The sequence below is a fragment of the Myceligenerans xiligouense genome (genome assembly GCF_003814695.1).
In the GTDB taxonomy this organism is placed as follows: Bacteria; Actinomycetota; Actinomycetes; order Actinomycetales; family Cellulomonadaceae; genus Myceligenerans; species Myceligenerans xiligouense.
On the sequence record NZ_RKQZ01000001.1, the window covers coordinates 1,565,569 to 1,577,652 of the forward strand.

The following is a 12,084-nucleotide window of genomic DNA, read 5'->3' on the forward strand; positions in this document are numbered from 1 at the left end:
TCTCCTACGACAGGGTCAGGGCGGGAAGCCGGCGGGCTCCCGACAGGCGTGCTCGGAGCAGTCCGTGCAGGCAGCGTGCGAGCGGGTCGTCGCCGAGCGGGGCGAGAGGGCTCCAGGCCACGCCGTGGGCGCCGCCGGTCCGGTCGAGGAACGGGCGCAGATGGTCCGGCTCGACGGGGATCCCCAGGCGGTCCGCGGTGGCGACCGCCTCGTACGTGGACAGCAGGTCCGGCACCCGGTTGCCCTGGTTCGCCCAGCCCCCGCCGCGTACCCGGTGCCGGTCGAGCAGCGTGCGCGCCGCGTCGGGTGCGGGCCGTCCGCAGGCGTGCAGCACCCGCTGCGCCTGCAGCCCGGCTCGCAGGCTCGGGAGGGAGGCCGGGCTGTTCGCCCAGGCCTCGGCCTCGGCCTCGCCTGTCACCCGGCACTCGTCCACGAAGGCCAGCAGGCCGTCGGTGTCGAGCGGCGTCCGGTCGGTGCCGCCGAGGAGCGTCGCGGCCTCGACCGCCGCGGCCGTGGAGACCATGTCCGAACCCCGCCCCTCCCAGAAGCCGAGGCCTCCGTCGGGGTTCTGGAGGGAGGCGAGCCAGCCGCCGATCCGCTGGCGTTCCGGTTCCGCGCCCCGGAACGCGCCGGCGGCGAGGGCCCAGGCCGTGCAGCGCACCTCCGCACCCCGGCCGGGCATGTACATGATCCCGTCCTCGTTCGGGAGCAGGCACGCCTCCAGCCAGGCACGCAGCTCGTGCGAGTCGTTCTCCTCGCCGGGGTCGAGCAGCGCGGCCGAGACCGTCAGCGCGTCGTACGCCGCGTCGGGCTCCCGGTACGTGTACCCGCCGCCGGGGCAGGCGAGCTGGGACAGCCGGCGCAGGGCCGACGGCGCGACGTCCGCGAGCGGCTCACCGAGGGCGGCGAGGGCGCCGACGGCGCAGAACGTCGCCCACACGTCGGGGACCTGGTACCCGGCCCAGCGGACGAAGGCGCCGTCCGCGTCGCGCATCGAGAGGATCCAGGGGGTGCACGGCGCGGCCGGCTCGGCCCCGAGCATGGTCAGGGCGCCCACGGCGCGGTACGTCGCCCAGAGGCACGGTGTCGTGGCCCCCGCGGCGAAGGTGAAGCCCCCGTCCTCGTGCTGGCGTGCCCGCAGCCAGGCGACCAGCGCGGGGACGTCCCACGGGGCCTCGACCGGTGCCTGCCGGCACAGTGCCCGCCACACGGCGATCCCGTAGAAGCACGCGCGGACGTCCCCGCCGTCGCTCCGGTGGTCCGGGGACCAGGTCAGGCCGCCGTCCGGGGTCTGGAGACCGGCGAGCCAGGTCAGCAGCTCCTGCGCGGCGAGCTGGTCACCCAGGACCTCGATGACCGCCCGGGCGGCGAAGTGGGTCGCCCAGACCTCCGGCTCCTGGCCGGGCGTCATCGCGAACGCGCCTCCCGACCACGTGGTGCGCAGCCAGGCGAGCGTCTTGTCCGGGTCGGGGACCGGCTCGCCGAGGTCCTTCAGGGCGGCGGTGCAGTAGAACGTCGCCCAGGTGTCGGAGGGCATCCCGCGCGACCAGGCGTACCCGCCGTCGGGGTTGCGGTGGGAGAGAAGGTAGTCGCGGGTCGCCCCGGCGTCGTCGACCGCGTCCGTGCGGCCCAGCCAGGCATGGGCGCGGACGGCCGCATACGTGCACCACAGGTCGGGTCCGGTCGTCGTCAGTTCGCGCATCGCGGGGCCCTCACCATTCCCCGACGCGGATGTTCGACCGCTTCCAGCTCTTCTGCGAGGCGCCGCTCTTGGTCGCCGCCGGCAGCGTGTTGACGAAGATCACCCGGTCCCACTCCACGCCGGTGGCCTTCCGGGTCGCCGCGGTGATCCGTTCCGCCGTGGCGTCCTCGTCCTCCCGGGAGGCTCGTACGTTGCGTTCCAGGAGGAGCCGGGCGCGCTCCGCGTCGGCGGTCACCTCGACGAGATAGCCGGTGACGTCGGCCTCCGCGTAGACGATCTCCTCGAGGTGCCGGGGCAGGACGCGCGCGCCGGCCACCTCGACGGTGTCGTTCGCCCGGCCGACGGGCTCGACGACGGGCGACGGATCCCCGCACGCGCAGCCCGCCCGCAGGACGACCTCGTCGCCCGTGTCGTACCGGACCAGCGGGCGGGCATGCAGGTTGAGCGGCGTGACGACGAGGCGGCCGCCCGTGCCGGGGCGCGGCGGCATGATGCCCTCCTCGGTGTTCAGCTCGAAGTAGTTGGACCCGGACAGGAGATGCAGGCTGTCCTCCGGGCACGTCGCGGCCAGCGTGCCGGTCTCCGTGCTGCCGTAGCTCGCGTCGAGGACGGCGGCGTCCCAGGTGCCGGCGAGCCTGCGCCGCATGGCCGGGACGCTGACCTCGCCCAGCAGCATGACGGTGCGCACGGGAGCGGTGAGGTCGGCGAGCACCCCGCGCTGTGCGAGCAGGCGCGTCATCTGCAGGAAGACGCCGGGTGCCGCGAAGACGACGGTCGGCTGGAACGTCTTCCACACGGAGGCGATCCGGTCCCAGTCGGAGATCCCGGTGGCGAACGGATAGGCCCGCGTGCAGGGCAGGTCGAGGACGGCGCAGACGTCGGTGACGATGTCGCCGACCGGGACGATGTCCGACGGCAGCAGGCTGAGGACGCGGTCGGCGCGTGACAGCACCGTGCTCCACTGGTCGGCCACCGCCGACACGTTCCAGACGATGTCCTCGACGGAGCGCGGGGTCGGCGTCGGCAGACCGGTCGTCCCCGTGGTCTCGTAGTAGCGCGACACACCCCCCATCTCGCCGACGAAGAAGTCCATCGGCGCTGCCTTCAGCCGTTCCTTGGGGGTGACCGGGAGGTCCGCGAAGGCCTCCGGCGAGTAGGCGGGCAGGTGCTGGTAGGCCGCCGACTTGCGCGCGCGGTCCCAGACGGCGGCGAGCTTCTTCTCGTAGAAGGCGGTGGCGGGAAGGGGGCGGACGTGCCGGATCTCCGCCCTCGCGGCAGTCAGGAGGTCGAGCCGTGCACTGGAGTTGATGATCATGTCTCAGTTCCTCGTGGTGTCGACGTGCTGCTGGAAGATGCATCCGACGTGCGAGCCGTCTCCGAGAAAGCGCACGTCCTGCGGGGTGTCCGGGAGCCCCTTGACGAAGCCCCCGCTGAGCCCGGCCGCCGTGACGAACAGCCCCCAGTGGAGGAGGTAGTCCGCCGCGACGGGCGGCTCGCCCGGGGCGACGAAACGCTCGCCCGCCGACTCCACCCGCCGCTGGACCACGTGGTCGTTCGTGGAGACCGCGGACCGTACCGCCGAGGCCCACTCCTCGCCGGAGACCAGCCAGCCGGCCATGACGCCCCGCCCGGCGTTGCCGATCCCGGGCTTGAGCAGAAGGTCGTCCTGGTGGGCCAGGACGTGGTCGACGAGTGACTCGGTCCGTCCGTCGACCACGGTCGGTTCGTCGGCCAGCCGGCGGGTCCAGGGCAGGGCCCGGGCGACGAGAGTCCGTTCCTCCTGGGTGAACGCGTCTTCGTGACGCGGGTCGCTCAACAGCGCCAGGCACGCCTTGGCCCCGTACAGGTCCGCGGCCAGCCCGGTGAACAGCCGGACCTGGCCCGCGTCTCGTGCGCGGGCCAGCGGCGCGAGCAGTTCGAGCGCGTTCTCGGTCGCCAGCACGTTCTGCAGCAGGAAGGCGCGGTGCACCACGTCGATGCGCAGGTCGCCGACGTAGAGTCCGTCCTTCCGCTGGGCGAGCTGGTCGATCGTGCAGACCACCACCCGGAACCCGAGGTCGCGCATCAGGTCGACGAAGAGCGACGGGTTCACGGCCACGCCGGCGGTGACCCACCTGGTCACCGCGATCACCGGCCGCTGACCCGGGAGGTGCCCGGTCGCGGAGAGCAGGGTGTCCGCCATGTGCGCGAGCGGGTCCACGTAGCCGAGGTTCTCCCGCTCCGCGAAGCGGGCGAAGGAAGGGACCGACAGGAACGCGCGGCACAGCTCGCCGAACTCGAACGAGCCCAGAGAGCTCGACGTGTTGAACTCGACCGTCTTGAAGCCCTCCGGCGAACGCACGAGGTCCGCCCGGCCCAGCGGTACGGGCGCCCCGCCGGCGAGGCTCAGGACCTCCGGCAGCAGTGCTCCGCGCCAGCCGACCGCTCGGGCGAAGGCGAGCAGGTCGCCGCCGAAGAGGCGCTCGGGCAGGGACTGCAGGAGGCCGAGCAGGCCCGTCAGGTCGGCGTCGAGCGACAAGGACTCGTCGTGCGTCAGCACCGTCGGACGGGACAGCACCGGACGCGGGAACCACGCGCGGAAGCGGTCGAAGGGCGCCGTGGTCGTGTCGGTCCGTGCCGCCTCCGGGTCGTCGAGGAGCTCCGCCGTGGGGCCGTTCTCGAGGCGTAGGGCTGCGAGGTCATTCACCGTGTGTCTCCGTCTCCGTGGTGGGATGCGCCGCCGTCGGGTCCCACGCGCCGGTGGCGCGCACGTCGTCGGCCGGCTCGCGGGTGACCGTCATGACCTTGTGGGTGCGGCTGTTCCGCGCCAGCCCGGCCACGTGTTCGACGGCGAGGGCCTCGGGCGTGTGCTCGGTGACGAACCGGAGCCCGTAGTGCCCCTCGAGAAGGTGCCGGCGCACGACGGACGGTTCGGCCTGTCCCGTGTACCGGACCCGGATCCGGTCGGGCGTCCCGGCGGCCCCGGACCCGCACAGGACGATCTGCGCCTCGTCGACGGTGTGCAGGGACTCCACCTGCCGGACCACATCGGTGCAGCTCACGCGGGTGCCGAACAGTTTGACGGTGTCGTTGGTCCGGGACCCCACGCGGAAGGCGTCGGGCCGGTGGCAGGCGCACGAGGCGCCCAGGAGCACGTCCCCCAGGCGGTAGCGGAGCGCCGGAGCCGGCCAGCGGTCGTCGATCCGTGTCAGGAGCGCTCCGCCGTCGTCCGGTTCGAGGATCTGTCCCGGCAGCAGGTGGAGCGTCCCGGCGTCGCACTCCGGCCAGTTCACGCCGACCACGAACGTCTCGATGGACCCGTAGTTCGCCCAGAACCCGGCGTCGGGAAAGGCCTGGCGCAGGCGTCGCAGGCGGCCGGGTGTCATCGGCTCGCCGGACCAGACCACGCTGCGCACCGGGAGCCGCGCGCCGGCGGCGCGCATCGCGTCGGCGAAGGCCGCGAGCACGTTCGGGGCGCCGGCGAGCGCTGACACGCCCAGGTCGGCGAAGGTCTCGGCCCACCCGGCGGCGTCCGTGCCCTCCAGCACTCCCATCGGCACGACGTCGGCGCCCGAGCGCAGCCCCAGGGCGTTGTAGAAGTGGTGCGCGCCCCACAGCCGTCCCGGTGAGAAGAGGTTCAGCAGGACGTCTCCGTCCCGCAGCGGCGACCAGTGGCGGAGAAGCGCGGGTATGCCCATGTCGCCGCGGATCACGGTCAGTTTCGGGATGCCCGACGTCCCGCCGCTCGCCACCACGAGCCGCCCGTTCCGGCGTTCCGCACCACGGGCGGCGTCCCGCAGCTCGGCGAAGCTCCAGGGTGCGGTGTCCGCGAGCGCGGTCCCCGGACCGCCGCGACCGAGCGCGCGGGCGAGATCCTCGTCGGTGACGTGGCCGATCGTGGTCGTGGTGTGCGTCGTCATGCGGCCACGCCCCGTGCCGCGAGCGTGTCGAGATGCCGCGCGTGTGCCCGTGCGTACGCGGTGAACCGGGCGCCGAGCACCCGGTAGGCCTCCTCGCCGTGCGGGAGCAGCCCGGTGACGGCACCGTCGGGCTCGCACTCGGCGAGCCACAGGCCGCCGTCCTCGGTCCTGAGCAGGTCGATGCACAGGTATGCCAGTCCGAACCTCTCCCGCACGAGGGAGGCGAGCCGCTCGACCTGCGGCTCGATCTCGGACCGGAGGCGCGTGGACGCGCCCTTGCTGACGTTCGCCACGCCGCCCTCCGCCGGAGGGAGCCTGTCGTACGCGGAGACGATCTCGCCCTCCACGACGACGACGCGCGTGTCGGCGACCACGTCCCGGATCGTCGGCTGGATCACGACCGGGGCGTCGCTTCCGGAAGCGAGCCCGAGCGCCCCGTCCAGGGACGTGCGGTCGGGGCAGGAAAGGCAGCCGAGCCCTCGCCCCCAGGACGCGGGCTTGACGAAGACCGGGAACCAGTCGTCCGGGACCAGCGCCTGCACGTCCGTCCGGCCGAGATCCCGGCCGGTGGTGACCCGCACGGATGGGATGGTGGGGACGGGGGAGTCGCGCAGCGCCTCCGCGGTGGCGAACTTGTCGTTGAGCAGCACCGCCTGGTCGATCGGGATGGCGCTCCAGAATCCCAGGGCCTCGAGGGATCGCACCGTGCTCATGCCGTTCCAGAGGTCGACGCCGTGGGTGGGGTTCGCCCGCGTGCTGTACACGACGAGGTCCCGCTCGGGCAGGAGCGGCTCGCCCCGCCACCGCGCCTCGCCGGCCGTGAACTGGACGTGCTCGGGCACGACGACCTCGAGGTCGAGGCCGGCGCGTCGCGCGGCGTCGCGGTATGCGGGCCAGAACGTGGTGTCCTCCCACTCCCTGTCCTGGGCGCTGCCGCGGTCCGGGAGCACGAAGAGGAGCCGGGGCCTCATCGGGCCGTCCCGTCGCCGGTACGTGTCGCCTCGTCGTGTCCGGCAGGGCCGGAGCGTCTTGCCGGATCGCGTGGTGGGGGTGCGCCGGCAATGGTGCGGGTTGTCACGGGTCAGCCTCGCCTTCGGTGTCGTGGGTCATCGCCCGTCCGCCGTCGAGCAGCGGTCCCAAGGTCGCCGGGCGCGTTCCCGGTCCCTTCCCGTCCCGGTACCGTCACCCCTGCCGGGCGGTATCGCCGCAGGTCAATCAGTGCGCAAAGTCACGGCGACGTGACCCTCGTCGTGTAGTGTCCGGTGGCGTTGGCCTGTCAGGACGTGCTGCCGATCCAGCGCGGACCGCTGGCCTCGGTGGCACTCGCCCAGTCCGACGGAGCTCCGCGTTCCCGCGTGGAGGAAGGCCAGGAGTTCATGCCGCAGGCTGACAGCTCGTCGTGTGCTCGCGTGACGTTCAGCGTCCTCGGCCCCCTGGCCGCGCGGGTCGGCGAGTCCCAGATCTCCGTCGGGGGGCCCGTCCAGCGCCGCGTCCTGGCGATGCTGCTGCTCGAGCCCGGGCGCGTCGTCCCGCTCGACCGCCTCGTCGACGCCGTCTGGGACGAGGACCCTCCCAGTACGGCGGCACACCAGGTGCGCAAGGCCGCCGCCTCGTTGCGGAAGCGGATCCCGTGCGGCCACGACCTGATCGTCACCGACGACCCGGGCTACCGGATCGACGCGTCCCGGTGCGGGATCGACCTCCTGGACTTCGACACCCGGACGCGGGCTGCCCGGGGCTCGCTCCAGGAGGGCGACCCCGAGGCCGCCGTCGCCGGGCTGCGCTCCGCGCTCGGCCTGTGGAGGGGGAGCGTCCTGTCCGGGATCGACACCCCGGTCATCCGGGCGGCCGCCACGGTCCTGGACGAACGCCGCATCTCGGCGATGGAGCAGGTCTTCGAGCTCAGTCTGAGCCTCGACCAGTGCAACGCCATCATTCCCGAGCTCCGGGCATTCGTCGCCGAGGACCCGCTCCGCGAGACGCCGCGCGCGCAGCTCATGACCGCGCTGTACCGGACGGGTCGACAGGCCGACGCGCTGGAGGAGTTCCGGCGTCTCAGGGAGCTGCTCCAGGGCACACTGGGCATCGACCCGGGAACGCGGCTCAACGATCTCTATGCCGCCATCCTGAACTCGGATCCCGCTCTCGGCGAGCCCACGGCCCCGGTGTCGATCCGGGAGCCCGCCGAGGCGGAGGCGGCCGACGTCGACGGTGCGCAACCGGTGGTGCGTGCGAGGACGCTCCCGGCGAGCCTGCGCGACTTCACCGGACGCGGGGAGGAGCTCGCCCAGCTCCAGGACCTCATGGCCGCGGACGGCGAGCCGGACAGCCGCCAGCCGCGCGTCATCGCGATCGTCGGAATGGGCGGCGTCGGCAAGACGTCGCTGGCGATCGAGGCGGCGCACCGCGTGAGCGGGCGCTACCCCGACGGCCGGCTGTGGGTCGACCTGCGGGGGTTCACACCCGGTCAGACGCCGCTCTCCCCGCGCGAGTCGCTGGACATCCTGCTGCACGCCGCGGGGTTCCCGGACGACCGGATCCCCGACAACCTCGAGGCCCGCGCCGGCTTGTGGCAGTCCTACCTCGCGGACCGGCGCGTCCTCATCCTTCTCGACAACGTCGCCAGCCCGCAGCAGGTCCAGCACCTGCTTCCGGTGCCCCCCGGCTGTGTCGTGCTGGTCACCAGCCGGTCGAGGCTCGTCGACCTCGACGGTGCCGTCTGGGTCTCCGTCGGCCACATGTCGCCGGCGGAGAGTGTCGCTCTCATCAACGAGATCGTTCCCGCACCCGGTGCGCCGCAGGACCTGGAGCGGCTCGCCGACCTCTGCGGTCATCTTCCCCTGGCCCTGCGGATCGCCGCGGCCCGCATCGCCAGCCGGCCGGGCTGGACCGTCAGGTACATGGCGGACCGCCTGGACAAGCAGAGCCGCAGGCTCGCCGAGCTGCGCTCCGACGAGCGAAGCGTGGCCGCCACACTCCACCTGTCCTACGCCGCGATGCCCGAGGCCCACCAGGTGGCCTTCGCCCTCCTCGGGATGCATCCGGGAGAGACGATGGATCTCCCGTCGGTGGCGGCCCTGCTGGGGATGGACGTGCTGGACGCGGAGGACATCCTCGATGCCCTGGTCGACGCGAATCTTCTCGAGCAGCGGACGGCGGGCGTCTACGCACTGCACGACCTGGTGCGGAACTTCGCGCACGGTATCGGCCGGGATCGCGACGAGGGAACCCTCGCCGTCGACAGTCTGCTCGACTACTACGTCCGCGCGACGGACGAGGCCTGCGACGTGCTCTTCCCCGGCAGGGCGCGGCGCTTCGACGCGCACGTCCCGGACGTGGGCGAGACGCCCGCCCTCGAGAAGCCCGAACAGGCGGCCGCGTGGTTCGAGCGTGAGGACCGGTGCCTCGTGTCACTCGTGGCGACCGCCCTGGAACGCGGCCGGAACTGGCAGGCGGTGATCCTGGCACGCAACCTGAACTTCCACCTCAACGCTCGCGGCTGCCTCGACGATCTGCGAGAGCTCGGGGTCCAGGCCGTCGAGGCGGCGCGGCGCCTCGACGAGCCCGTCGCGCTCTGCGTCACGCTGTCGAACCTCAGCTCGGCCGGCTGGAAACTCGGCCGGGTCGACGAGAGCCTCCAGGCGGCCACGGAGGCGCACCGCCTCGCGATCAGGGTCGGCGACCGGGGCATCGAGGCGCACAGCGGCCTGATCATCGGACTGCTCATGACGAACTTCGGACAGTACGACGAGGCGTTGCCGACGCTGGGCCGGGCGATCGCCCTGGCACGGGAGATCCCGAACCGGCGGACCGAGGCGGAGTGCCTGACGACGCTCAGCACGCTCCACGAGCGGCAGGGACGGTACGACGCCGCCGCTGCCTTCGCGCGCGAGGCGATCACCGCGAGCCGGGCGATCGGCTACCAGGACAACGAACTGGTGGCGCTCGCGGATCTGGCACTCGCCCAGATCGGCCTCGCATCCTGGGCCGAAGCGCGGCGCACCCTGGAGCAGGCCCGTGATCTGTGCGAGGAGACGTCGAGCCGGGGTGACGTGAGCCTGGTGGAAGTGCTCTCCGCCACCGTCGAGGACCGTCTCGGTTCCGAGGCCGACGCCCGGGAACTGGCCGCCGGCGCACTGCGTCGTGCCCGGTCGAGCGATTCGTGCGCCCGGCTGGTGAGGGTCACCAATCTGGTCGCCGCGTTGCATGCCGGCTGGGGCGAACACGCCGAGGCGCGCACGCTCTACCGTGCCGCGCGGGAGTCCGCCACCGCCATGCGGTTCCACGCCGAGGAGGTGACGGCCCGCCGAGGGCTGGCCCTGGTGGCCGAGGTGCTGGGCGAGGACGACGTCGCGGACGGCGAGCCCGGAGCGGACGTCGCCCGGGGCCGGAAGGCGTAGCCGGACGTCGCTCGGCCGGGAGCCACGCCGGCGGCGGCCGCCCGATCGGAACGGCCCGCCGGCGACGGGCCGCGAGCCGGGGAGAGTTCCGCCGGGCGGCCCGTCGCGGGGTCGCGCGACGGTCAGGCCGGGTTCGCCTCGATGACCACCGCCGGACCGCTGTTCTCGGCCTGCGTGCCGGCCGGCATGCTGTGCGCCGTGGTGGCGGCACCGATCGCCAAGGCCGCCACGGTCAGGATCCTCAGCACTCGCGCCATGTTGATAGCCATCTCTTGCATGCCCTCCCAAGCGATCCGACAGGTGAGGCGCCGCATCCGGCGGCGTCCCCGTGTGTGGGACCACCATGGAGTGCGGCTTTCCCGGCCTCTTCCCGTTCGGTTCCCACCGTCGGGAGGGCCGGGTCGACCAGCGGTTCGGTCTCAGAAACCGGCGAACGGCAGCCCTTGCGGCTCCCGCCGCGGCGGTTCCGGTTCCGCCGGTTCGAACGGCTGGGCTCCCTCGCACGTGGCGCCGTCCGCGGCGGTCACGTTCACCAGGTAGTCGGCGATCGCGGCGTGGGCGCACGGGCTGCCCGCGTTGACGCTCGTGTGACCGTACCCCTCGATCGTCAGGGTGCGGGCGTCCGGCCACAGCGACGCGTACGGCGCGGTGTGGTCGTAGTGGGTGGCCGGGTCGAAGCGGGTGCCGATCACCAGCACGGGCGCGTCGGCCGACTGGTGCCACGGGCCGGTCCACGCGTCCTCGTCCTGGACGGGGATGAACACGCAGTTGATGCCGAGCCAGCCCCGGGCGAGCCCGAAGTGCGGGTACTGCTCGTTCAGCTCGGCGACCTTGCGGGGGTAGGCCCACGGGTTGCCCGGCGTCTCCGTGTCCGCGCAGAAGGTCGCGAGCTGGGTGCCGATGGACGGGTAGTCCTCGACACGCCGGTGAAACCGGGACAGATCGAAGTCCGGGGCCGCGGTGCGGGAGCGCGCCGTGTTCACGAGCCCGAGCTCGGCGGCGAGGAACGTGTAGGTGTCGGCGACGGGGGCGTAGCCGGCCACGCCGTACAGGCTGAAGAACGTGTCGAGAACGAGGGTGGTGTACGTGTAGGTCAGGGTCTCCCCGTCGCCGATCGGCACCTCGACCGGCGTCTCCTGGATCTCGGTGAGCACCCGCTCGGCGATCTCGGCGGGGTCGCCCAGCGCCGCCGTCGAACAACCTGACGGTCCCGCCTTCTCGCACAGGCGCCACAGCTCGGCGAACGCCTCGTGGCCGCCGCGGGGCTGGAGCAGTCGCTCGTTCACCAGTTCGTCGCTGCCCACGCCGGACCACTCCCGCGGGTCGAGCGGGCCGTCGAGCACCATCGCGCGCACGGAGTCGGGGAAGAGCATCCCGTAGGTGGCGCCGAGGATCGTGCCGTACGAGTAGCCGACGTAGGTGAGCTCGTCGTCGCCCACCGCCTGCCGGAGCAGGTCCATGTCACGTGCCACGTTCGCCGACGACGCCGTGGAGAACCGGTCCGGCGACGTGGTGGTGCAGGCGAGGCCGAGCTGCGCCGACTCGAGGATGTACCGCGTCTCCTCCCGCCGGTTCGTCGGGAGCTCGGTGAGCATCCTGGACGTGGCCTCGAGCTCGCTCTCCTGGTCCGGGTAGCAGGTCGCCGGGTCGGACTGCCCGACGGCGCGCGGGTCGAACGACACGATGTCGAAGCGCTCACGCACGGACGGCTCGAACAGCTGCTGTCCGAGCTGGTGCAGGGTGGAGACCCCTTCGCCGCCCGGTCCGCCGAAGTTCACGAACACGCTGCCGATCCGGTTCGCCGGATCCGTCGCGGGCAGCCGTGTCACGGCGACCGTCGTCGTCGGGCCGTGCGGGTGGTCGTGGTCGCTGGGGAGTTCGACGGACGCGCACTCGAAGGCGGCGGCGCCGTCGTCGCAGGTGCCCCAGGCGATCTCGGGTACGCCGGGTGCCTCTCGGGGCGTGGTGGCGTGGCCGGTGGTGTCAGCGGGCTGGGCCGCTGCGGGCACCGCCGTCGTACACAGGAGGAGGGAGGTCGCCAAAGCGACGGTTCGTACTGTTTGTCTCGTCGTCACCATGCCGT

The 12,084-nt window shown here is 72.8% G+C and carries 8 protein-coding genes; 1 reads left to right on the top strand and 7 read right to left on the bottom strand.

Annotated features, from left to right (window positions below):
• Positions 1–4: 4 nt before the first annotated feature.
• The 5 genes from EDD34_RS06715 to EDD34_RS06735 are packed head-to-tail and all read right to left on the bottom strand — an operon-like array spanning position 5 to position 6,572.
• Positions 5–1,702 (bottom strand): prenyltransferase/squalene oxidase repeat-containing protein, encoded by a 1,698-nt coding sequence (locus tag EDD34_RS06715; protein ID WP_123813872.1) that lies wholly within the window; start codon positions 1,700–1,702, stop codon positions 5–7.
• 10 nt (positions 1,703–1,712) lie between these two features.
• The gene (locus tag EDD34_RS06720; protein ID WP_123813873.1) at positions 1,713–3,017 is read right to left on the bottom strand and encodes a phenylacetate--CoA ligase family protein; all 1,305 of its coding nucleotides are present in this window, start codon (positions 3,015–3,017) and stop codon (positions 1,713–1,715) included.
• Between the two features lie 3 nt (positions 3,018–3,020).
• The gene (locus tag EDD34_RS06725; RefSeq protein ID WP_123813874.1) at positions 3,021–4,388 is read right to left on the bottom strand and encodes a hypothetical protein; all 1,368 of its coding nucleotides are present in this window, start codon (positions 4,386–4,388) and stop codon (positions 3,021–3,023) included.
• Positions 4,381–5,601 (bottom strand): AMP-binding protein, encoded by a 1,221-nt coding sequence (locus EDD34_RS06730; protein ID WP_123813875.1) that lies wholly within the window; start codon positions 5,599–5,601, stop codon positions 4,381–4,383. The genes EDD34_RS06725 and EDD34_RS06730 overlap by 8 nt, the downstream gene beginning before the upstream one ends.
• Positions 5,598–6,572 (bottom strand): ATP-grasp domain-containing protein, encoded by a 975-nt coding sequence (locus EDD34_RS06735; RefSeq protein WP_123813876.1) that lies wholly within the window; start codon positions 6,570–6,572, stop codon positions 5,598–5,600. The genes EDD34_RS06730 and EDD34_RS06735 overlap by 4 nt, the downstream gene beginning before the upstream one ends.
• A 312-nt stretch (positions 6,573–6,884) precedes the next feature.
• Here EDD34_RS06735 and EDD34_RS06740 point away from each other — a divergent pair, with 312 nt between their 5' ends.
• On the top strand, positions 6,885–10,001 hold the full coding sequence (locus EDD34_RS06740; RefSeq protein WP_211341514.1) for an AfsR/SARP family transcriptional regulator: 3,117 nt from the start codon (positions 6,885–6,887) through the stop codon (positions 9,999–10,001).
• Between the two features lie 122 nt (positions 10,002–10,123).
• Here EDD34_RS06740 and EDD34_RS20610 read toward each other — a convergent pair whose 3' ends face one another.
• Positions 10,124–10,270 carry a hypothetical protein gene (locus EDD34_RS20610; RefSeq protein WP_170176985.1) on the bottom strand — a complete coding sequence of 49 codons (147 nt, stop codon included), beginning with the start codon at positions 10,268–10,270 and terminating at the stop codon, positions 10,124–10,126.
• Positions 10,271–10,420: 150 nt separating this feature from the next.
• Entirely contained in the window at positions 10,421–12,043 is a 1,623-nt protein-coding gene (locus EDD34_RS06745; RefSeq protein ID WP_148089897.1) for an alpha/beta fold hydrolase, read from the bottom strand.
• Between the last annotated feature and the right edge of the window lie 41 nt (positions 12,044–12,084).

Excerpts from the sequence above, each read along its gene's own strand:
- EDD34_RS06720 (WP_123813873.1), bottom strand. The coding sequence starts at position 3,017 with ATGATCATCAACTCCAGTGCACGGCTCGACCTCCTGACTGCCGCGAGG.
- EDD34_RS06715 (WP_123813872.1), bottom strand. The coding sequence starts at position 1,702 with ATGCGCGAACTGACGACGACCGGACCCGACCTGTGGTGCACGTATGCG.
- EDD34_RS06735 (WP_123813876.1), bottom strand. The coding sequence starts at position 6,572 with ATGAGGCCCCGGCTCCTCTTCGTGCTCCCGGACCGCGGCAGCGCCCAG.
- EDD34_RS06730 (WP_123813875.1), bottom strand. The coding sequence starts at position 5,601 with ATGACGACGCACACCACGACCACGATCGGCCACGTCACCGACGAGGAT.
- EDD34_RS20610 (WP_170176985.1), bottom strand. The coding sequence starts at position 10,270 with ATGGCTATCAACATGGCGCGAGTGCTGAGGATCCTGACCGTGGCGGCC.